We start from the raw sequence: 19957 nt of genomic DNA, 5'->3' as shown, positions 1-19957 counted from the left end.
GTGAGCCCGGGGCAGGGGGTGGCAGAGTGAACGGCATGAGTGACGATCAGCTGGTGCGGGCCTGGCGCGCGGGTGCCCAGGAGCCCGGGACGGTGCTGTTGGACGGGTTCCACGCGCTGAAGCACGCGCTGCGCTTCGGCGGGGACGTCCGGCAGGTGCTGACCGCCGACCGGGCCGCGCTGCGGGCGCTCGCACAGGAGTTGGCCGCGGACGTGGGACCGGCGTTGGACGGCCTGGCGGCCGAGCTGCCCGAGGCGGCGCTGAAGGCGCTGGTGCCCAGGCTGCACCCGACCGGGGTGGCCGCGCTGGCCACCCGGCCGACCGCCGAGGCCAACCGGGCGGCGCTGGCCGGGGCCGGGCGGCAGGCCCCCGTCGTGCTGCTGGAGAACCCCCGCAACCTGGGCAACGTCGGTGCGGTGATCCGGCTGGCGGCCGGCTTCGGCGCCGCCGGGGTGGTGACCACCGGGGACCTCGACCCCTGGCACCCCGCCGTGCTCCGGGGCAGCGCGGGCCTGCACTTCGCCACCGCGGTGGAGCGGCTGGAGCCGTCGGAGCTGCCGGCCGGGCCGCTGTTCGTGCTGGACCCGGAGGGCGAGGACATCCGGACGGTCACCGTCCCGGACGACGCGCTGCTGGCCTTCGGCACCGAGCGGCACGGGGTCTCGGCGGAGCTGAAGGGCCGTGCCGACCGGCTGCTGGCGGTGCCGATGCAGCCCGGGGTGTCCAGCTTCAACCTGGCGACCAGTGTGGCGATGGGGCTGTTCCACTGGATGTCCCGGCGCCCGCCCGGTGCTCCCCTGCCGGGCGGGCGCTGAGTCGGACCGGTTAGGCCCTAGCCGAAGAGGCGTCGCCAGGTGTCCGGGCCGGGGTGGCCGTCGGCCTCGGCGCCGCGCCAGCCCTGGGCCTCCTGGAAGGCCTGGACGGCGCGCCGGTCGCTCTCCGTCCAGCGCGGGCCGGGGCCCTGGGTGTAGGAACGGCCGAAGCCCTTGCGGACCAGCTGCTCGCCGAGCCGGCGGACGTCGTCGTTGCTCGCGCCGGGCCCGAACCGGTCCCGGCCGGGGAAGGCGGGCACCGTGCCACCCGGGTCGACCGGCGGCGGGGGCGGCGGGGAGGCGGCGGCGATGTCGCGGCCCTTGTGGTGGACCAGGTAGTCCCAGGTGTCCTTGCCGGGGATGCCGTCGGCCTCGGCGCCGCGCCAGCCCTGGGCGAGCTGGAACGCCTCGGTGGCCTTGCGGTCGGCCTCGCCCCAGCGCGGGCCGGGGCCCTGGCTGTAGAACCGCCCGCCGCCGCGCTGGACCAGCATCCGGCCGAGTTCGGTGACGTGGGCGTTGTCGGCGCCGGGACCGAACCTGTCCGCGCCGGGGAAGGCGGTCGCGGTGGAGCCGTCGCTGCTGGTGCCGCCGCCGGAGAGCGCCTTGTAGCGGTACGGGACGTACGAGGCGGAGTTGTTCCAGTACGCGTACGGGGTGTCCCGTCTGGTGGTGCTCGGGGCGGTCTGCTCGTAGGCGAGGTACCGGGTGTGGGCGGCATCCGTCCAGCCGCCGAAGATGGTGACGTGCGAGCCGGCCTGCGGGTTTCCGGGGTTGTTGTAGACCAGCACGTCCCCGGGCTGGAGCTCGGCCCTGGTGATCCGCTCGGCGACGTCCGGCAGCGTCCAGGTGGTCTGGCTGCTGCCCAGGCCCCAGGCCATCGAGACGAAGCCGGAGCAGTCCTGGCGGTAGCCGTCCGACCAGTAGCGGCTCATGCCGTACGGGACCTTCTGGTCGACCCAGCGCTGGGCCCGCTCGATGATCTGGGCCCGGGTGACCGGTGGCGTGGCGGTCCGGGGGGCGGCGAAGCCGCGGGCCTGGTCGCCGTAGAGGCCGCTGACCTCGCCCTGCGGGGTCTTCGGGGGCTGGGTGGCGCTGCTGCCGCCCGGGGTCGGGGCCGGGGCGGCGGCGGCCCCGGAGGCCCCCGCCGCGCCGCCGCCGAGGACGGTGCCGACCGCGGCCATCAGCACGGCGGCCCGGCGGCGGACGCTCCGGGCCGCGGCGTGCCCGCCCTCGTGGACCGGCGCGGCGTGCAGCCGGGCCCGGCGGCGGGCACTGCAGCCCCCGCATATGCAGTCCTCGTCCGGTTCGACCTCGTCGAACTCCAGCAGCGCGGTCGGCTGGTGGGTAGGGGTCATTTCCGCCTCTTTCCTGGTCAGGCCCTGATGGCGCGACAGGACTGACCTTCCCAGCCCGATACCGCGTGTTATCGGGACCAAAGTCCCAAACCGGACGGGGGTGCGGCGCGGTGGGTTGCGCCGGGCGGGTGACGGCCGTTCGGCGGCCCGGGCCTGGCGGGGGCTCCGGGGAGGCGGTAGTGCCGGGGTGGTGGAGCCGGCGGTGGACCTGGCGGCGGGTCAGGCCGCGGCGGGCGGATTGGCCGGGGAGAACTCCGGGTCCGTCCAGGTCAGCGGGGTGGCATCGGCGAGCTCGACCACGGCGGTGACGGTGAGTTCGACCACCCGCTCGGCGCCGGGCAGGCCGGCCCGGGCCGGTTCGGACCAGTCGGTCCTGGCCTCGCCGGTGACCAGCAGCGCCCCGCCGGTCTCCCAGTCCGGCAGCAGCAGCCCGGCGCGCGGGTCCAGCTCCAGATTGCCAAGTGTCATGAACATGCTGTTTCCGGTGTACTCGGGCCAGCGCAGCAGGTCGGGCCGGTCGGCCCGCAGGAAGCCCGGAGCGCCGCCCCGGTGGGAGGCGTCCACGCTGCCGTCCGGCCCGACGGTGGCGATGAAGAAGGTGTCGGCGGTGGCCGCCGCGAGCCGCTGGGCGGTGGACAGCGCCGGGCCGGCGGCCACCGCGCGCGGATTTCCGGCGCCGGGCCGGCCCAGCGGGCTGCGGCGCTGGATGTACTTGGGGCAGTTGGCGTACACCTCGTCGGCGGCGATCACCAGGCCGCCCCGGCCGTCCGGGGCGGAGCGGCCGTTGAGCCGCATCCGGCGCCGGCCGGCCGGGTCCAGCGCGATGGTGCCCACCTCGGCGGGACCGGCCAGGGTGGCCGCCAGCGGATCGTCGGCGGCGGGCCGGGCGGCCACCGTGAGGGTGCGCTCGTCGGCGGCCTGGAGGAAGCCGGGCTCGCCGGTGAGCTGGGTGGCCCAGAGCCGCCCCCGGGCGTCGGCGGCGCCGACCACCAGCGTCCGGCGCTCGGTCAGGAAGCGGCCGGCCACGGTGGGGATGACCCGGCCGATGGCCCGGCCCGAGTGGTCGGCCCGCTCCAGCCGGCCGGCCCTGGCCTGCACGGCCCGCTCGCCCGGGTGGTAGGGCGTGGTGGTGCTGGTCATGGCGTGTTCCTCCGGTGTCGGTCCGCGGACGGGGGGCGAAGACGGGGCCCGGCCGGACAGGGCCTAGAAGAAGCCGCAGGTCGGGGCGGCGGCGGTGGGGGCCTCGGCGCCGGTCTCGTCGACGCCCTTCGGGGTGTAGATCTCCAGCCGGATGCCGTCCGGGTCGGTGAAGAAGATGCCGCCGGAGGCCGCGCCCTCGCCGTGCGGGACGACGCCCTCGTAGGCGAACTCGGCGCCCAGCTCGCGCAGCAGCCGTTCGGCGGCGCGGACCTCCTCCAGGCCGTCGACCTGGAAGGAGAGGTGGTGCAGGCCGGGGGCCGCGGTGGCGAAGGCGCCCTCGCTCTGCTGCCAGAGGGTGATCAGCAGGGTGCCCTCGCGGCCGAGGAAGGCGAAGCGGCGCTCCGGGTCGGTGCCCTCCTTGACCACCTCCAGGCCGAGCACGCGCCGGTAGAAGGCGACGGAGCGGTCGAGGTCGGTGACGTTCAGTCCGATGTGGCCGGTCTGCAGGGTGCTGGCGACTGCGGTGCTGGACATGCCTGGACACTCCCGTGGCTGAGGTGCCCGGAGAGGTTTCTACCTAACCGGTACTCTCGACTTTAAGGGTTAGGTGATGGAGCGTCAACCGGTATCGGGGCGTGAAAGGGTTAGGGCCTGTCCGACGGATCCCGGCGGTGTGCGGGATCGGACGGACAGGCCCCAGGGGGTGCGCTGTGCGGGTGGCGGGCGGAGCGGGACGGGCCGCGGGTGCGGTTACTCCCACTCCCAGCGGATGCCGATGTGGCCCGGCTGCTGGTCGGGCGCGAGGACGTGGGCGCTGGCGGAGGCGCCGATCCAGAGCTGTTCGCGGCGCCGGTCGATGTCCTCGCCGGGAGCGCGGTCGTAGCGCTCGCAGTGGACGGGCACGGCCGCCGGGTCGAAGTGCACCTGGAGGACGTACTCGCGCACCGGGGTGGCGAAGCGGCGGCTGTACTCCATGGTCGGGCCGCCGGGCGGGATCTCCACCTCGTACTCGAAGACCGTGCTGTCGCCGAGCCCGAGCGGGCGGTCCAGCATCAGCTCGCCGACCACCAGCCCGGCGTCCGGGCGGCGGCGGACCCGGCCGAGCCGGCCGTGCCGGACCGAGGTGATCTCGGGGCAGCCGGTGGCCTCCTCGTCCGCCTTGTGCACCACCAGGCAGCGGGTCACCCCGCTGACCGTGGCCCGGACGACCTGGCGCATCCGCAGCAGGTTGCCGCGCCGCTCGGCGTCGACGTAGTACGAGTCGTGGATGCTGAGCCGCTCCAGCTCGCCGGCCGGCGGGGCGTCCAGCTCGGCGAAGACGTCCGCGATCTCCTGCTCGCCCGGCCAGACGTCCTCCAGTCGCAGGTGGGCGATGGTGGCGGCGGCGGCCCAGCGGCCGCGCGGGCGGGGCGGGCCGAGCAGGGCGGAGAGGGTGCTGTGCGGCAGGCCGAGCAGCTCCTCCAGCAGGTGGACGGCGCGCAGCGAGCTGGCCCGCTCGGGCTGGCTGCGGCCGCGCCGCCAGTAGCTGAGGGTGGTGACGCTGACTCTGATCCCGCGCTGGGCCAGGGCGGCCCGGATCCGGTCCAGGCTGAGGCCGCTGGCCTCGATGGCCAGGTGCAGGGTGTCGGCGAAGCCCCCGGCGGGCGCCGGACGGCCGATGGCGGGCGCGCCGACGGTCGGGGGAATGGGAGAAGCGGGAGGAGCGGGAGGAGCGGAGGGAGCGGGAGCGGAGGCGCCGGGGCGCTGTCCGATCAGCCTGAGCCGTGCCGCGTCCTGGGGGTGCTGTGAGCCCATACGGATACCTTCCCCACCAAGCGAGTTCGGCGGGACCGGTCCGGCGCCGGAGCGCGCCGTCAGCGGCTTCACCGAGCTGTGGGGAACCCTATGCACGGTCGAGAGGCTACGTCATCAGTCGTGCGTATGACAGTGGTCACGAGTGGTGGACCTCAAGGTTAGCGATCTTGAAACAGTGCGGAAACAGAACCGGGGCGGACCGGTCGCGGTCCGCCCCGGTGAAGGGGGTGATCAGGAGACGTTGAGCGCGGTGTCGTCGATCACGAAGCTGGTCTTCAGCGAGGAGTCCTCGGCGCCGGTGAACTTGATCGTCACCGTCTGCCCGGCGAAGGCCGAGAGGTCGAAGGACTTCTGCACGTAGCCGGTGGCCGCGTTGGCGTTGGACAGGGTGGTGAGGGTGGTGGAGCCGGCCTGGACGGTCAGCTTGTCGTACGCGGTGGAGCCGGTCTCGGCGGTGTCGATGTGCACCCAGAACGAGAAGGTGGCCTTGCAGCCGGCCGGGATGGAGACGGTCTGCGAGACGGTGTCGGTGTGGCTGCTGCCGTAGCCGTCCAGCCAGGCCTTCCAGGAGCCCGTGTGGGCGGCCTCGCCGGTGCTGCTGTCGACCACGCCGCTGGAGGCCGTCCACGGGGCGGCGGTGCCGGTCTCGAAGCCCGCGTTGCCGATCAGCTGGGTCGCGGTGCAGCCGCCGGAGGGCGGCGGGGTGGTGCCGCCGAGCAGCGCGGTGTTCAGGGCGTCGGCGATCGGGCTGCCCCAGCCGGTGACCTGGTCGTAGCCGGCCTTGGTGGAGAAGTCCTGGTTCTTGCCGTTGGTGACGTCGTGGAAGGCGGCGGCGTAGCCGCTGCCGTTGGCGACCGCGTACAGCTTGGGGCTCGCCTCGCCGAGGACGGGCTGCCCGGCGGCCTTGGCCTTCTGGTTGAACTGGGCGGCGTAGCCGGACCAGAGCGGCGCGGCCGCGCTGGTGCCGCCGTAGACCTGCCAGCCACCGGCCGTGTAGATGGCGAAGCCGCTGGCCGGGTCGGCGTTGGAGGAGACGTCCGGGACGGTGCGCATGGTGCCGGTGATGCCGGTACCGGTCTGCCAGGCGGGCTTGGCGAACACGGTGGAGACGCCGCCGCCGGCGGTGCTCCAGGCGCTCTCCGAGGAGTAGGCGCTGCCGGAGACCTTGAGGTTGGTGCCGCCGACGCCGGTCTGGTGCGGGCTGGACGCCGGGAAGTCGACGGCCTTGACGCCGGAGCCGCTGGTGGAGCGGGTGCAGTCGCGCGAGCCGTCGTCGCCGGAGGCCGAGAAGATCGAGATGCCCTGGGCGGCGGCCTGCTTGAAGGAGTTGTCGACCGCCGTCATGGAGGAGGCGGTGGTGTCCGGCTCGCAGGAGCCCCAGGAGATGGAGATGACCGAGACCCTGTTGTCCGCGACGATCTTGGCGGCCATGTCGATCTCGCCCTGGTCGCTGTTGGGGGCCTCGTAGACCAGCTGGGTGGCCTTGGGGGCGACACCGCGGACGATCTCGCTGTCCAGTTCGACCTCGCCCTGGCCGTCGCCGGGCTTGGAGTCGTAGTTGGCGCCGTCGACCGACACGGTGCTGACGGCCGGGCCGGTCAGGCCGTACTGGGAGTCGTAGGTCCGCAGGTTGGCGGAGCTGTAGCCGTCGAACTCCCAGAGGGCGACGGTGACCCCGGTGCCGTCCGCGCCGGTCCGGTCGAGGTTGTAGGCGCCGTCGTACTGGGTCGGGCCGAAGCCGCTCGGGGCGGCGTTCGGGGCGGCGGCCGGGGTGGTGCCCGGCTTCACGTTGCGGGTGGTGCGGACGGTGTGGTTGTTGAGGCCGGAGACGCCCTGGACCACCTCGGCCAGGTCGGCCGGGACGGAGGCGGCCGCGTCGTTGGCGAAGAAGGTGCGCTGCTGCTGCGGGTCCAGGTAGGCGCTCTCGTGGGTGCCGAAGGCCTTGGCTATCTGCTCGGCGGTGCCCTGCGCGTTGACCACCTGGCGGTTGTCGCTGACGCCCGAGACGGCCAGGCCCTGGGCGGTCAGGTACGACTTGACCTGCTCGACGGCGGCCTTGGTGGGGCCGAAGCGCTCGGTGAACTGCTGCGGCGTCAGGTAGCGGCCGTACTCGGGGGTCCCGGGGGTGGCGACCGCGGCGAGGAAGCGGTCCAGCTCGGCGGTGTCGCGCAGCTTCAGGCTGACGGCCACCGAGAGCTGCTGGGAGGCGGGGACGTCGCCCTTCTTCTCGGAGCGGGCCACCGCGGGGGTCACGGTGTTCGGCAGCGAGACGCGGGGGGCGGCGGCGTTCGGGGTGGCGGCCTGAGCGGTGGTCACGCCGAGCGAGACGGCGGAGAGCGGCAGGACGGCAAGGGCCGCGACGAGGGCGAGGGAGCGGGGGCGCACGGGGTCCTCCTCTGGCCGGTGTGTGGGGACCGGCAGGGGCTAGGGCGTTCCAGGGTCGAAAACGCTGGCTAGAACATGTCAGAGGCGGTACGGCAATTGGCTTATGGTCAAGCAATTCGTTGCTAAAGAACAGTCAAGTGTGGAGAACTGAATGGAGGGTGTTTCATACAGTGAATGATCGGAATTCCGGAATCGGTCCATACCAATTCAGGGGAGGGTCGGGCATAGAATCGGGCGAGGCCGAGGGAGAACGATGACAGACCGAGCAGCCGACCGTGCGGCAGACCGTGCGGCAGACCCCAGGGACCCGCGCCCGCTGATCGGCGAGCCGCTCGCGCTCGACCTGCTGAACACCCGGTGGTCGGGCACACCGGTGAACGACCTGCTGACCGACCGGGAGGGCCACCTGATCTGGCTCTCCTCCGCGGGGCTCGCCGACCGGTGCGGTGCGGGCGGGTCAGGTCTCCCGGAGCTCCGGGAGGCGCGGGAGGCGCTGGCCGCCGCCGTCCTGGACCTGGACGAGCGGGGCGAGCCGGGCGCCGCGGCGCTGGCCGGGCTGGACGCGGTGCTGCGGCACGGGCGGGTCCGGCGGACGGCCGGTGCCGGCGGGCCGGTGGACCGCGTCGAGGTGGACGGTCCGCAGTGGCTGGCGGCCTGGCTGGCGGTCGACGATTTCCTGCGGCTGCTGGGGCAGGGGGCGCACCGGATCAAGAAGTGTGCACACGAGGCGTGCATTCTGCATTTCCTCGACACCTCGCAGAACGGGCGCCGGCGGTGGTGCTCGATGGCGGTGTGCGGGAACCGGGCCAAGGCGGCGCGGCACTACGGGAAGGCGCGGGGGTAGGCACCGGACAGGGCGTGGGCCCTGGCCGGCGCACCCTCCCGCAGGGCCGGCGGGGTCAGCCGTTGTCGGGGCTGCCGAGCCAGTGGGCGAGGGCGGCGCGGAGCTCGCCGCGGCCCGGGTCGACGGCCGCCCAGGCGGCGTAGCCGTCGGGGCGGATCAGCAGGACGGTGTCCCGCAGCTTGCCGTGCGGGTCGGCCGGGGCGGCGGTGGTCACCCGGTCCGCCCACGGGTCGGCGGCGGACAGCTCGTCATTGCTCACCAGCACGAACCGCCCGCCGCGCAGCGCCTCGTAGAGCCGGTCGGGTGCGCCCGGCGCGCCGTCGGGGGCCTGCTCCAGGCCGGTCAGCCGCAGGTCGGGGACGCGTCGGCCGACCAGCGGGTGGGCGTCCTTGGGGGCGGCGTACCTGATGCCGATGCCGGAGACCTGCCGGGCGCCGCGCTCGGCGACCACGTCGAGGTGCTCGGCCAGGGTGGTGAGCGCGCCGCGCAGCGCCCTGGTCGGGGCGGACTGGGCGAGGGCGAGCCGGATGAGCGCGCCGGAGCTGCGCAGGACGGCCTTGCCGACCGGGTGCCGCTCGCTCTGGTAGGTGTCGAGCAGGGCGTCGGTGGCCCAGCCGTGGACGGCGGCGGCGAGCTTCCAGGAGAGGTTGGCGGCGTCCTGGAGGCCGGTGTTCATGCCCTGGCCGCCGGCCGGGGAGTGGCAGTGCGCGGCGTCGCCGGCCAGGAAGACCCGGCCGGAGCGGTAGTTGGGGACCTGGCGCTCGTCGCTGTGGAAGGTGGAGGTCCACCGGGCGTCGTGCAGGCCGTAGTCCTCGCCGAGGGCGGCCCGGGCGATCGCGGCGATCCGGTCGAGCGAGGGCGGGGTGCCGTCGGGGGCGCGGTCGGTGCGGTCCCAGGCGATCACCCGGTACCAGCCGTCGCCGAAGGGCGCGAGGAAGGCGAAGCCGGCCTCGTTGGCGCCGACGGTGAGCAGCTCCTCGGGGTCGCGCTCGACCCGGACGTCGGCCAGCAGCACGGAGTTGACCACGGACTCGCCGGGGAACGGGATGCCGAGCAGGTCGCGCACGGTGGAGTGGACGCCGTCGGTGCCGACCACGTAGCGGGCGCGGTGGGTGGCGGCGGCGCCGGCCTCCAGGGTCTCGACGGTGACGCCCTCGGCGTCCTGCCGCAGCCCGGTGACCTCGGCGCCGCGCAGGATGGTCGCGCCGGCCTTCGTCGCGCGCTCGTGGAGCAGGCGTTCGACGTTGTACTGCGGGGTGATCAGGACGAACGGGAAGCGGGTCGGGAGCCGGCCGAGGTCGACCCGCAGCCGGTCGAAGAGCCGCAGCTCGCGGAGCGGCCGGCCGGTGGCGATCAGGTCGTCGGCCAGGCCCCGGGCGTCCAGCGTCTCCAGGCTGCGGGCGTGCACGGCGAAGGCCCTGGTGAGGTTGGACTCGGCGCCGCGCTTCTCCAGAACGGTGACCCGGACCCCGGCGGTGGCCAGGTCACCGGCCAGCAGCAGCCCGGTCGGTCCGGCGCCGACGATCAGGACGTCGGAGCCGATCTGCTTCGCGGTCATGTGTCATCTCCCGATGATCGGACGAGGGTTGGGCACGGTTCCCAGCATGCTCCCAGCCTCCCATCATCGCTGGCCCGGGTGGGCCTGTGAATCTCCCGGGCCCGGCACCGCCTGGTGCCGAGCCCGGGAGACGGAGGGTCAGGCGTGCCGGCGGACCTCGACGGTGCGGAACCGGTTGGCGACGAACGCGCCGTCGCAGTAGGCCGAGTTGGCGGCCGGGTTGGCCCCGGTGCCGTGCAGGTCGGAGAAGGCGGCGGTCTGGTTGGCGAACACCCCGCCGGTGAGGTTGAGCGAGAGCGAGACGCCGGAGTCCAGCGCGGCCTCGACCAGCGCGGCCTCCACCTCGGGTGCGGTGGTGTAGCCGGCGGCCGTCATCGCGCCCTGGGTCCGGACCGTGGCGCGCAGCAACTCCACGGCGGCGGCGGTGGACTCGACCGCGACGGCGAAGGAGACCGGGCCGAAGCACTCGCTGCGGAAGACCGCCCGGTCGTCCGGCTTGTCGGCGTCCAGCTTGATCAGCGCGGGCGTGCGGAGCACCGCGGAGGGGAACTCGGGCGAGGTCACCACCCGCGGGGCGAGGGCGAGTTCGCCGTACTCGCCGCCGGCCGCCGCGACGGTGCGCTGCAGCACGCCGGGGTTGACCACCGCGCCGAGGATGGCGGCGGCCCGGGCGTCGTCGGAGAGCAGGCCCTCGATGGCGGCGGCGAGGTCGGCCACCACCTCGTCGTAGGACTTGGCGCCCTGGTCGGTGTCGATGCCGGTGCGCGGGATCAGCAGGTTCTGCGGGGTGGTGCACATCTGGCCGCTGTAGAGCGAGAGCGAGAAGGCCAGGTTGCCCAGCATGCCCTTGTAGTCGTCGGTGGAGTCGACGACCACGGTGTTGACGCCGGCCTTCTCGGTGTAGACCTGGGCCTGGCGGGCGTTCTCCTCCAGCCAGTCGCCGAAGGTGGTCGAGCCGGTGTAGTCGATCAGCTTGACCTCGGGGCGGACGGCCAGCACCTGGGCGACGGTGCCGCCCTCGTGCTCGGCGGCCAGGCAGACCAGGTCGGGGTCGAAGCCGGCCTCGGCGAGCACCTCGCGCGCGGTGCGCACGGTGAGCGCGAGCGGCAGCATGGCGCGCGGGTGCGGCTTGACCAGCACCGGGTTGCCGGTGGCCAGCGAGGCGAACAGCCCGGGGTAGCCGTTCCAGGTGGGGAAGGTGTTGCAGCCGATCAGCAGCGCGACGCCGCGCGGGACGACGGTGAACTCCTTGGTCATCACCAGCGGGTCGCGCTTGCCCTGGGGCTTGGTCCAGCCGGCGCTGAGCGGCAGCCGGGTCTGCTCGGCGTACGCGTAGGCGACGGCCTCCAGCCCGCGGTCCTGGGCGTGCGGGCCGCCGGCCTGGAAGGCCATGCCGTACGCCTGGCCGGTGGTGTGCATCACCGCGTGCGCGAACTCGTGCGAGCGGGCGTTGATCCGGGCCAGGATCTCCAGGCAGACGGCGGCGCGGACCAGCGGGCCGGCCGCGGCCCAGCCGGGCTGGGCGGCGCGCAGGGCGGCGATCAGCGCGTCCGGCCCGGCGTGCGGGTAGCCGATGCCCAGCTCCACGCCGTACGGCGAGGCCTCGCCGCCGACCAGGTCGCCGTCGGCGGGGTGGCCGTCGAGGGCGAACGGCTTGTTCAGCAGCGCCTCGAAGGCGGCCTTGCCGTCCTCCGCGCCGCTCTCGCCGTACGCCTTGGGGAACTCGGGGTAGGGCGACCAGTAGTCGCGCTTGGCGGCGGCGTCGATCGCGGCGTCCAGGGTGGCCTGGTGGCGTTCGACCAGCTCGGCGATGAGGGGGTTGGTGACCGCTGCGGACATCTGTGCGCTCCTCAGAGGGGAGGACGGGACACCCCACAGAGTAACCGAACGATCGGTCGGCTCAAGAGGGCGTACGGGGTCGGATCCGGTGGGGCGGTTGCGGGCGGGGCCGGGTTCGCGCCGCAAACGCCGGGGGCGCGTCCGCATCGGACGCGCCCCCGGAAGTGAACGGGTGCCGGTCTACGGGATGCCCAGTTCGAAGATGAGGTACCCGCCGAACCAGCCGGAGGCGATGGCACCGCTGCCGAGCACCCCGGCCAGCACCGGCCAGCTGAGCCTGCGCATGGCGATCGCGAGTGCGATGAGCAGCGGGAAGGCCGGCAGCAGGTAGCGCGAGACGTTGCCGAAGATGCCCACGCTGCCGAGCACCGAGACGATGGTGGCCAGCGTGTAGGCGGTCAGCACCAGCGGCGGACGCAGCCGGATCAGCAGGATGATCAGCACCGGCAGCGAGAACACCACCAGGGTGGAGAAGAGATCCGGGACGGGGTACGCGAACGCGTAGTCCGTCCGGCCGAGCAGCACCCCGCGGATGGCGTGCCAGGTGCCCTGGCCCCAGTCGAAGTAGTGCAGCCAGGCGTCGTGCTGGAGCTTGAAGTAGGCGCCCCAGTCGCCGGTCTCCCAGCCGACCCAGCCGACGTAGCCGAGCAGTCCGAGCGGGGCCAGCAGCATCGCGGCCAGCGGGCGCAGGATCCCGCTCTCCCGGCGGTACAGCTCGACGATCGCGGCCAGGCCGACGGCGCCGATCAGCGCCGCCGAGGTCGGCCGGTTGAGGCCGGCGACCAGGCTGATCACCCCGGCGGCCACCCACTGCCTGGTCATCGTGCAGTAGCAGGCCCAGGCGGCCAGGGCGACGAAGGTGGAGTCCGAGTAGAGCGCCCACTCGGCGCCCGAGCCCGGGGCGATCGCCCAGAGCCCGGCCGCGATCACCCCGGCCCGGGGACCGGCCAGCTTGTCCACCACCGCGTAGATGCCGGCGGCGGCGAGCAGCGAGGCCACCACCGAGACCAGCATCCCCGCGCCGTACAGGCCGAGGCCGGTGGTGTCCGAGACCAGCCGCATCAGCCCGGGGTACAGCGGGAAGAAGGCGGCGGAGTTCTGCTGGATGGTGAACCCGGGGACGCCGTTGGGGACGGCGATCAGTGCAGGGTGGTAGCCGAACTCGGCGACCTGCTGGTACCACCAGCCGTCCCAGCTGGCCAGGACGTCCCAGGGCTGGGCGCCGCCGCCGAAGCGGGGGTGCTTGCCGAGGTAGTCCCCGGAGAAGGAGAGCAGCTTCATGAACACCGTGAAGCCGATCAGCTTCAGCACGGCGTAGCACCACACGGCCGGTCCGAAGCGCAGGACCAGGGCGGCGGCGCGATCGCGCCAGCCGCCCTCCGGTGCCGCCTCGGGCTCGCCGTTGCGCTGCTCGGGCACGTCGGAGGCGACTGCCGGTATTGCGCTCATCAGTCTGGACCCACCCTGCTGGCCGTGGACGATCGTCCGCCGATTCTAGGGGCTGCCGCCTGGAATTGGTGCGGACCATTGCCGGGGAGCCGAGGTCGGCGGCCGGGTGGCCGGATGGCCGGACCCGGCCGCGTCGGGCGCGGCGGGGACGGGGATACTCGGAGGATGGCCGATCACACCACGCGTACCGCCTACACCGTGGAGTCGCTGCTCGCGGTGACCGTCGACGTGTTCAACGAGCGCGGCTACGACGGCACGTCGATGGAGGACCTCTCGCGGGCGGCCGGTATCTCCAAGTCGTCCATCTACCACCATGTGCGCGGCAAGGAGGAGCTGCTGCGGCTCGCCGTGGGCCGGGCGCTGGACGGGCTGTTCGCGATCCTGGCCGAGCCGGAGGCGGTCGGCGGGCCGGCCGTGGAGCGGCTGGAGCATGTGGTGCGCCGCACCGCCGAGGTGCTGCTCGACGAGCTGCCGTACGTCACCCTGCTGCTTCGGGTGCGCGGCAACACCGTCACCGAGCAGTGGGCGCTGGAGCGGCGCCGGGACTTCGACCACCAGGTGGCCGAGCTGCTGCGGGCCGCCGTCGCGGACGGCGCGCTGCGGGCGGACGTCGAGCCCCGGCTGGCGACCCGGCTGCTCTTCGGCATGATCAACTCGATCGTCGAGTGGTACCGGCCGGGCCTCAAGGCGGCAGACGGTGTCGCCGACGCGGTGGTCCACCTGGCCTTCGACGGTCTGCGGGCCCGGTAGCCGGGCCTCAGTCGGGCGGTACCTGGTCGGTCTCCTCGAAGACCAGCATGGTCTGGGTGCCGAGCACCTGCGGGATGGACTGGATGCGGTTCAGCACCAGCTCCCGCAGGGCGTGGTTGTCGGCGGTGTGCACCAGCAGCAGGACGTCGAAGTCACCGCCGACCAGCGCGATGTGCGCGACCCCCGGCAGCGCCAGCAGCTGCTCGCGCACCGTCCGCCAGGAGTTCTGCACGATCTTCAGGGTGATGTAGGCGGAGGTGCCCTGACCTGCCTTCTCGTGGTCGACGCGGGCGGTGAAGCCGCGGATCACGCCGTCCTCGACCATCCTGGATATCCGGGCGTACGCATTGGCCCGGGACACGTGCACCCGCTCGGCCACCGAGCGGATCGAGGCGCGACCGTCCTGCTGCAGCAGCCGCAGGATCGACCGGTCGACCCGATCGAGTCTGGACATCTGTTCAGCCGACATGACCCCCACTCTCCCCTGATTGGACGTACTGCCACCAGTCGACCGCCCCCCGGGCCGATTGTCCACCACCTTGTCACGCTTCTGGTCAAGATGAACAGACGACCGAACAATCGGTAGGGAGCCCCCGCCACCCCTGGAGGTGCCCGAGATGACCGTTCTCGACCACAGACACCACACGGCGGTGCCCGGCTGGCTGCCCGGGGCGACCGCCCCGCGCAGCGAACCGGCCCCGCTGCTCCCGGACGACGCTCCCGTCCGCCTGCTCGGCACCCCCGCGCTGGAGAAGTACGACCCCGTGCTGCTGCGCGAGCTGTACCGCCGCCTGGTGGTCGGCCGCCGCTACAACCAGCAGGCCACCACCCTGACCAAGCAGGGCCGGCTGGCCGTCTACCCGGCCTCCACGGGCCAGGAGGCCTGCCAGGTCGCCGCCGCGCTGGCGCTCGGCGAGCGCGACTGGCTCTTCCCCAGCTACCGCGACACCCTCGCCGTGGTCTCCCGGGGGGTGGACCCGCTGGAGGCGCTGACGCTGCTGCGCGGCAACGCCCACACCGGCTACGACCCGATCGCCACCCGCACCGCCCCGCTCTGCACCCCGCTCGCCACCCAGGCCCCGCACGCCGTCGGCCTCGCCCACGCGGCGCGGCTGAACGGCGACCCGGTGGTCGCGCTGGCGCTGCTCGGCGACGGCGGCACCAGCGAGGGCGACTTCCACGAGGCGCTGAACTTCGCCGCGGTGCTCCGGGCCCCGGTCGTCTTCCTGGTGCAGAACAACGGGTACGCGATCTCCGTCCCGCTCACCGCGCAGTCCGCCGCGCCGACGCTCGCCCACAAGGCGGTCGGCTACGGCATGCCGGGCCGGCTGGTGGACGGCAACGACGCGCCCGCCGTGCACAGCGTGCTGGCCGAGGCGGTCGAGCGGGCCCGGACGGGCGGCGGCCCGACCCTGGTGGAGGCGCTCACCTACCGCGTCGAGGCGCACACCAACGCCGACGACGCCACCCGCTACCGGGACGACACCGAGGTCGCGGCCTGGCGCGAGCACGACCCGATCCTGCTGATGGAGCGCCACCTGCGGGAGCTCGGGCTGCTGGACGACGCCCTGGTGCAGGAGGCCGCCGACGAGGCGGAGGCGCTGGCGGCCCGGATGCGGGCCGAGTTCCACGCCGACGCCGAGCTGGACCCGATGTCGCTGTTCGCCCACGTCTTCGCCGAGCCCACCCCGCAACTGCTGGAGCAGGCCGCCCAGCTGTCCGCCGAGCTGGCCGCCGAGGCCGAGGTGCACGACCGATGAACCAGACCGCCCACCCGTCGCCCGCCCCCGCCCGCGGCCGAGCCGCCGGGCGGCCCTCCGTCGAGGGCGTACGCACGTCGACCATGGCGCAGGCGCTCAACTCGGCGCTGCGGGACACCCTGCGCGAGGACCCGACCGTGCACGTGCTCGGCGAGGACGTCGGCGCCCTCGGCGGGGTCTTCCGGATCACCGACGGGCTGACCGCCGAGTTCGGCCCGGACCGCTGCATGGACACCCCGCTGGCCGAGGCCGGCATCCTCGGCACCGCGATCGGCATGGCGATGTACGGGCTGCGCCCGGTGGTGGAGATGCAGTTCGACGCCTTCGCCTACCCGGCGCTGGAGCAGCTGTTCTCGCACGTGGCCAAGATGCGCAACCGCACGGCCGGCCGGCTGCCGCTGCCGATCACCGTCCGGATCCCGTACGGCGGCGGCATCGGCGGGGTGGAGCACCACAGCGACGCCTCCGAGGCGTACTACACCAGCACCCCTGGCCTGCACGTGGTCACCCCGGCGACGGTCGCCGACGCCTACGGGCTGCTGCGCGCCTCGATCGCCTCCGACGACCCGGTGGTCTTCCTGGAGCCCAAGCGGCTCTACTGGGGCAAGGCCGACTTCGACCCGGCCGCGCCGGTCGAGCCGATCGGCCGGGCCGTGCTGCGGCGCACCGGGACGTCGGCGGTGCTGATCACCTACGGGCCCTCGCTGCCGGTCTGCCTGGAGGCGGCCGAGGCGGCGAAGGCCGAGGGCTGGGACCTCGCGGTGCTGGACCTGCGCACCCTGGTGCCGTTCGACGACGAGACGGTCTGCCGGGTGGTGCGCTCGCTGGGCCGGGCGGTGGTCGTGCACGAGGCCACCGGCTTCGGCGGCACCGGCGCGGAGATCGCGGCCCGGGTCACCGAGCGCTGCTTCCACCACCTGGCGGCGCCCGTGCTGCGGGTCACCGGATTCGACATCCCGTACCCGCCGCCGATGCTTGAGCACCACCACCTCCCCGGGGTGGACCGGATCCTGGACGCGGTCGCCCGGCTGCAGTGGGAGGACTGAGGATGATGCCCGTCGTACGCGAGTTCACCCTGCCCGACCTCGGTGAGGGGCTCACCGGGGCGGAGGTGGTGCGCTGGATGGTCGAGGTCGGCGAGGTGATCGCGGTCGACCAGCCGGTGGTGGAGGTGGAGACCGCCAAGGCCGTGGTGGAGGTGCCCTGTCCGTACGGCGGGGTGGTCACCGCCCGGTACGGCGAGCCGGGCGAGGAGGTCGCGGTCGGCGCTCCGCTGGTGACGGTCGCGGTGGCGCCGGCGGTCGGGTCGGATCCGGTGGACGGGGAGGGCCTCCCGGCCGGGGTCGAGCGTCCGCTGGTCGGGTACGGCGTGGCCGAGCCCGACCGGGGCGGACGGCGGCGCCGGGTCGGTGCCGCGACGGCGGCGGCGCTGTCTGCGCCGGTGGCGGTGGCAGTGGCTGCGCCCGTGGCGGTTGCTGTGCCCGTGGCGGTGAAGGCCTCGGCGGTGGTGCCGGTGATCTCGCCGCTGGTGCGGCGCACGGCCCGTGAGCACGGCATCGACCTGGCGCTGCTGACCGGTACCGGGCGGGACGGGCTGATCCTTCGGGCGGACGTGGACCGGGCGGTGGCGGCGCTGGACCGGCCGGCCGCGGTCGGCGCGGCCCCGGCCGCCACGGCTGCGGTGACCGTCCCTGCCGCGGCCGCCGCCGAGGTCGTCCCGCTGCGCGGGCTGCGCCGGGCGGTGGCCGAGAAGCTCACCCGCAGCCACCGAGAGATCCCCGCAGCGACCTGCTGGGTGGACGCCGATGCCACCGAACTGATGTCGCTGCGGCGGCAGTTGAATGCCGCTGCCGGTCCGAAGGTCAGTGTGCTGGCGTTGCTGGCGCGGATCTGCACGGTGGCGCTGGCTCGCTTCCCCGAGCTCAACTCCAGTGTGACGGAGGACGGTTCGGGCATCATCCGGCACCAGGCGGTGCACCTGGGCTTCGCAGCGCAGGGCGAGCGCGGGCTGGTCGTCCCGGTGGTGCGCGGCGCCCAGGCGTTGAACACCGAGCAACTGGGCGCCGAGCTGGGTCGGTTGACCGAGTCGGCCCGGTCGGGTTCGCTCACTCCGGCCGAACTGACCGGTGGCACCTTCACCTTGAACAACTACGGGGTGTTCGGGGTGGACGGCTCCACCCCGATCCTCAACCACCCGGAGGCGGCGATGCTCGGGGTCGGTCGGATCGTTGCCAAACCCTGGGTCCACCAGGGGGAGTTGGCGGTGCGCGAGGTGACCCAGCTGTCGTTCACCTTCGACCACCGGGTCTGTGACGGCGGTACCGCGGGCGGGTTCCTGCGGTTCGTCGCGGACTGCGTCGAGCAACCGGGGATGCTGCTGCGGCAGCTGTGACCGGGGTGGTCGCCTTGCGTGGTGGATTCACCACGCAAGGCGACCGCAGATCGAGGGAGAGTAGCGCGTGCCGGGGGCGGGTGTCCGGGCTTCGCGTGATTTGTCGGATGAGCAGTTCGGGCGTGCCACGCTACCGAGACGTCAACAGGGACAAGCCAGGTGGTGGCGCAGGCCGGCCGGAGGCGAAACGATTCTCTTGGGTACTCGAAACGTTGCGGTGAAGTCACGCAGAACACTCCTGGTCCGTACCGGACACGGCTCGGCGGCGGCCTCGGCCGTCCCCGGACTGCCGGACATCACGCCGGACATCACGCCGGGCATCGCGTCGGACACCAGGGCCGAGGCCGCGGCCGAGGCCACGGCGGTGCTCCCCCCGGTGCCGCTGGACCCGCCGGACCTCCCGCCCGTGCCGTCCGCCCCGCCGGCGGTCCCCGCCCCGCCGAGCGAGCCGCCGGCCGTCCCCGCGCTGCCGCCGACGTCGTTCACGTCGCCGGCGCCGTTTGCGACGCAGCCCCCCGCCGGGCCCGCTATCGAGCCGCTGATCACCCGGGCGCCCGGCCTCAACTGGGCCGGGCCGGGCGACCAGTGGAGCCGGGCCTGGGCGCTCCAGACCATCGACGCACCCCACTCCGCGGCTGGCCCCGAGCCCGCACCCGAGCCGGCACCCGATCTGCGCACCGAGGCCGAACAGCCGCCCACCGCACGGGACATCGAGCTGATCCGGGCCAGCCTGGCCGTGGTCGAGCCGGTCGCCGACCGGGCCACCGCGCACTTCTACGCGCTGATCTTCCTGCACCACCCCGAAGTCCGGGCGCTGTTCCCGGCCGCCATGGACGTCCAGCGCGACCGCCTCTTCCGCGCCCTGCTGGCGGCCGCCCGCAGCGCGGACGACCCGGACGCCCTGCGCGCCTACCTGAGCGGTCTCGGCCGCGGACACCGCCGGTACGGCACGCTGACCGGCCACTACGCCCCGGTGGGGGAGTGCCTGCTGCAGGCGCTGGCCCGGTACGCGGGCAGCCGCTGGGACACGGGGACGGAGCTGGCCTGGCGCCGGGTCTACCGGCTGGTCTCCTCGATCATGATCGAGGCCGCCGAGGAGGCCGCCCGCACCTCCCCGGCGTGGTGGCAGGCCGAGGTGGTGTCGCACCGGCTGCGCACCCGGGACATCGCGGAGATCACCGTCCGCCCGGACCAGGCCTATCCGTACCGGGCCGGGCAGTACACCAGTCTGGAGACGCCCTGGTGGCCGCGGGTCTGGCGGCACTTCTCGTTCGCCTCGGCGCCGCGGCCGGACGGTCTGCTGACCTTCCACGTGAAGGCCGTCCAGGCGGGCTGGGTCAGCAGTGCGCTGGTGCACCGCGCCGCCGCCGGCGACGTCCTGCGGCTGGGCCCGGCGGCCGGGGCGATGACCGTCGACCACGCGGCCGGTGCGGACCTGCTCTGCCTGGGCGGCGGCACCGGCATCGCGCCGATCCGCGCCCTGGTGGAGGAGGTCGCGGAGCACGGCGCGGCCGGTCGCTCGGTGGAGGTCTTCTACGGCGCCCGGCAGGCCGAGGGCCTGTACGAGCTGGAGGCGCTGCGCGGGCTCGCCCAGCGCCACCCGTGGCTCTCGGTGCGACCGGTGCTCTCCGGTCCCGGGGCGGCCGGCAGTGGTGCGCTCACCGGTGAACTGCCCGAGGTGGTGGGCCGGTTCGGGCCGTGGCAGGGCCGGGAGGCGTACCTCAGCGGGCCCGCCGCGATGGTGCGGCGCGCGGTCGGCGTGCTGCTGCGGGCCGGGGTGGCGCAGGAGCGGATTCGGCACGACCTGGTGGGCGAGCTGGCGGCGGGCTGATCCCGCGGGCGCGGTCGCCCGGCAGGTCGGCGTGGCCGGTCCCTTCGG

The 19957-nt window shown here is 73.9% G+C and carries 16 protein-coding genes; 7 read left to right on the top strand and 9 right to left on the bottom strand.

Annotation, left to right across the window (positions count from 1 at the left end; genetic code table 11):
* Positions 1 to 35 precede the first annotated feature (35 nt).
* Positions 36 to 815 (top strand): TrmH family RNA methyltransferase, encoded by a 780-nt coding sequence (locus ACIGZJ_RS24055; protein WP_396459152.1) that lies wholly within the window; start codon positions 36 to 38, stop codon positions 813 to 815.
* 17 nt (positions 816 to 832) lie between these two features.
* On the opposite strand, the gene ACIGZJ_RS24050 is transcribed toward ACIGZJ_RS24055, so the two are convergent.
* The 5 genes from ACIGZJ_RS24050 to ACIGZJ_RS24030 all read right to left on the bottom strand — a co-directional run bounded on the left by ACIGZJ_RS24050 (position 833) and on the right by ACIGZJ_RS24030 (position 7486).
* Entirely contained in the window at positions 833 to 2167 is a 1335-nt protein-coding gene (locus ACIGZJ_RS24050; RefSeq protein WP_396459151.1) for a peptidoglycan-binding protein, read from the bottom strand.
* Between the two features lie 219 nt (positions 2168 to 2386).
* Entirely contained in the window at positions 2387 to 3307 is a 921-nt protein-coding gene (locus ACIGZJ_RS24045) for a pyridoxamine 5'-phosphate oxidase family protein (RefSeq protein WP_396459150.1), read from the bottom strand.
* A 63-nt stretch (positions 3308 to 3370) separates the two neighbouring features.
* Positions 3371 to 3841 (bottom strand): VOC family protein, encoded by a 471-nt coding sequence (locus ACIGZJ_RS24040; RefSeq protein ID WP_396459149.1) that lies wholly within the window; start codon positions 3839 to 3841, stop codon positions 3371 to 3373.
* Between the two features lie 216 nt (positions 3842 to 4057).
* Positions 4058 to 5101, bottom strand: a complete 1044-nt coding sequence (locus ACIGZJ_RS24035; RefSeq protein ID WP_396459148.1) for an XRE family transcriptional regulator — start codon at positions 5099 to 5101, stop codon at positions 4058 to 4060.
* Between the two features lie 231 nt (positions 5102 to 5332).
* The gene (locus tag ACIGZJ_RS24030) at positions 5333 to 7486 is read right to left on the bottom strand and encodes a protease pro-enzyme activation domain-containing protein (protein WP_396459147.1); all 2154 of its coding nucleotides are present in this window, start codon (positions 7484 to 7486) and stop codon (positions 5333 to 5335) included.
* A 253-nt stretch (positions 7487 to 7739) separates the two neighbouring features.
* Between ACIGZJ_RS24030 and ACIGZJ_RS24025 the strand changes: the two genes are divergently transcribed.
* Complete coding sequence (locus ACIGZJ_RS24025; protein WP_396459146.1) at positions 7740 to 8330, top strand: CGNR zinc finger domain-containing protein; 591 nt, start codon at positions 7740 to 7742, stop codon at positions 8328 to 8330.
* A gap of 55 nt (positions 8331 to 8385) precedes the next feature.
* Here ACIGZJ_RS24025 and ACIGZJ_RS24020 read toward each other — a convergent pair whose 3' ends face one another.
* The 3 genes from ACIGZJ_RS24020 to ACIGZJ_RS24010 all read right to left on the bottom strand — a co-directional run bounded on the left by ACIGZJ_RS24020 (position 8386) and on the right by ACIGZJ_RS24010 (position 13176).
* Positions 8386 to 9888 carry an FAD-dependent monooxygenase gene (locus tag ACIGZJ_RS24020; protein WP_396459145.1) on the bottom strand — a complete coding sequence of 501 codons (1503 nt, stop codon included), beginning with the start codon at positions 9886 to 9888 and terminating at the stop codon, positions 8386 to 8388.
* Positions 9889 to 10026: 138 nt separating this feature from the next.
* Positions 10027 to 11727, bottom strand: coding sequence for a phenylacetic acid degradation protein PaaN (paaN, locus tag ACIGZJ_RS24015; RefSeq protein WP_396459144.1), 1701 nt, complete (start codon positions 11725 to 11727; stop codon positions 10027 to 10029).
* Between the two features lie 180 nt (positions 11728 to 11907).
* Entirely contained in the window at positions 11908 to 13176 is a 1269-nt protein-coding gene (locus ACIGZJ_RS24010) for a glycosyltransferase family 39 protein (protein ID WP_396459143.1), read from the bottom strand.
* A gap of 165 nt (positions 13177 to 13341) precedes the next feature.
* Between ACIGZJ_RS24010 and ACIGZJ_RS24005 the strand changes: the two genes are divergently transcribed.
* Positions 13342 to 13926: a TetR/AcrR family transcriptional regulator gene (locus ACIGZJ_RS24005; protein WP_392930195.1), complete on the top strand. Its 585-nt coding sequence runs from the start codon at positions 13342 to 13344 to the stop codon at positions 13924 to 13926.
* Between the two features lie 7 nt (positions 13927 to 13933).
* Here ACIGZJ_RS24005 and ACIGZJ_RS24000 read toward each other — a convergent pair whose 3' ends face one another.
* Complete coding sequence (locus tag ACIGZJ_RS24000; RefSeq protein WP_387941220.1) at positions 13934 to 14380, bottom strand: Lrp/AsnC family transcriptional regulator; 447 nt, start codon at positions 14378 to 14380, stop codon at positions 13934 to 13936.
* A 163-nt stretch (positions 14381 to 14543) separates the two neighbouring features.
* On the opposite strand from ACIGZJ_RS24000, the gene ACIGZJ_RS23995 reads away from it, so the two are divergent.
* From ACIGZJ_RS23995 to ACIGZJ_RS23980, 4 genes are all read left to right on the top strand, one after another.
* Positions 14544 to 15686 carry a thiamine pyrophosphate-dependent dehydrogenase E1 component subunit alpha gene (locus ACIGZJ_RS23995; RefSeq protein ID WP_396459142.1) on the top strand — a complete coding sequence of 381 codons (1143 nt, stop codon included), beginning with the start codon at positions 14544 to 14546 and terminating at the stop codon, positions 15684 to 15686.
* Positions 15687 to 15769: 83 nt separating this feature from the next.
* On the top strand, positions 15770 to 16732 hold the full coding sequence (locus tag ACIGZJ_RS23990; protein WP_392931009.1) for an alpha-ketoacid dehydrogenase subunit beta: 963 nt from the start codon (positions 15770 to 15772) through the stop codon (positions 16730 to 16732).
* 5 nt (positions 16733 to 16737) lie between these two features.
* Complete coding sequence (locus ACIGZJ_RS23985) at positions 16738 to 18078, top strand: dihydrolipoamide acetyltransferase family protein (protein WP_396459176.1); 1341 nt, start codon at positions 16738 to 16740, stop codon at positions 18076 to 18078.
* 217 nt (positions 18079 to 18295) lie between these two features.
* Positions 18296 to 19909: a globin domain-containing protein gene (locus ACIGZJ_RS23980; RefSeq protein ID WP_396459141.1), complete on the top strand. Its 1614-nt coding sequence runs from the start codon at positions 18296 to 18298 to the stop codon at positions 19907 to 19909.
* The last annotated feature ends 48 nt before the right edge of the window (positions 19910 to 19957 follow it).

It is taken from the genome of Kitasatospora sp. NPDC052868 (assembly GCF_044547105.1).
Lineage (GTDB): Bacteria > Actinomycetota > Actinomycetes > Streptomycetales > Streptomycetaceae > Kitasatospora.
Note: the sequence above shows the minus strand (reverse complement) of the source record. Positions and strands in the feature narration are given on the sequence as shown.

What these genes read in the sequence shown, in the direction of transcription:
- ACIGZJ_RS24055 (WP_396459152.1), top strand. Translation starts at nt 36, where the DNA reads ATGAGTGACGATCAGCTGGTGCGGGCCTGGCGCGCGGGTGCCCAGGAG.
- ACIGZJ_RS24050 (WP_396459151.1), bottom strand. Translation starts at nt 2,167, where the DNA reads ATGACCCCTACCCACCAGCCGACCGCGCTGCTGGAGTTCGACGAGGTC.
- ACIGZJ_RS24045 (WP_396459150.1), bottom strand. Translation starts at nt 3,307, where the DNA reads ATGACCAGCACCACCACGCCCTACCACCCGGGCGAGCGGGCCGTGCAG.
- ACIGZJ_RS24040 (WP_396459149.1), bottom strand. Translation starts at nt 3,841, where the DNA reads ATGTCCAGCACCGCAGTCGCCAGCACCCTGCAGACCGGCCACATCGGA.
- ACIGZJ_RS24035 (WP_396459148.1), bottom strand. Translation starts at nt 5,101, where the DNA reads ATGGGCTCACAGCACCCCCAGGACGCGGCACGGCTCAGGCTGATCGGA.
- ACIGZJ_RS24025 (WP_396459146.1), top strand. Translation starts at nt 7,740, where the DNA reads ATGACAGACCGAGCAGCCGACCGTGCGGCAGACCGTGCGGCAGACCCC.
- ACIGZJ_RS24020 (WP_396459145.1), bottom strand. Translation starts at nt 9,888, where the DNA reads ATGACCGCGAAGCAGATCGGCTCCGACGTCCTGATCGTCGGCGCCGGA.
- paaN (WP_396459144.1), bottom strand. Translation starts at nt 11,727, where the DNA reads ATGTCCGCAGCGGTCACCAACCCCCTCATCGCCGAGCTGGTCGAACGC.
- ACIGZJ_RS24010 (WP_396459143.1), bottom strand. Translation starts at nt 13,176, where the DNA reads ATGAGCGCAATACCGGCAGTCGCCTCCGACGTGCCCGAGCAGCGCAAC.
- ACIGZJ_RS24005 (WP_392930195.1), top strand. Translation starts at nt 13,342, where the DNA reads ATGGCCGATCACACCACGCGTACCGCCTACACCGTGGAGTCGCTGCTC.
- ACIGZJ_RS24000 (WP_387941220.1), bottom strand. Translation starts at nt 14,380, where the DNA reads ATGTCCAGACTCGATCGGGTCGACCGGTCGATCCTGCGGCTGCTGCAG.
- ACIGZJ_RS23995 (WP_396459142.1), top strand. Translation starts at nt 14,544, where the DNA reads ATGACCGTTCTCGACCACAGACACCACACGGCGGTGCCCGGCTGGCTG.
- ACIGZJ_RS23990 (WP_392931009.1), top strand. Translation starts at nt 15,770, where the DNA reads ATGGCGCAGGCGCTCAACTCGGCGCTGCGGGACACCCTGCGCGAGGAC.
- ACIGZJ_RS23985 (WP_396459176.1), top strand. Translation starts at nt 16,738, where the DNA reads ATGCCCGTCGTACGCGAGTTCACCCTGCCCGACCTCGGTGAGGGGCTC.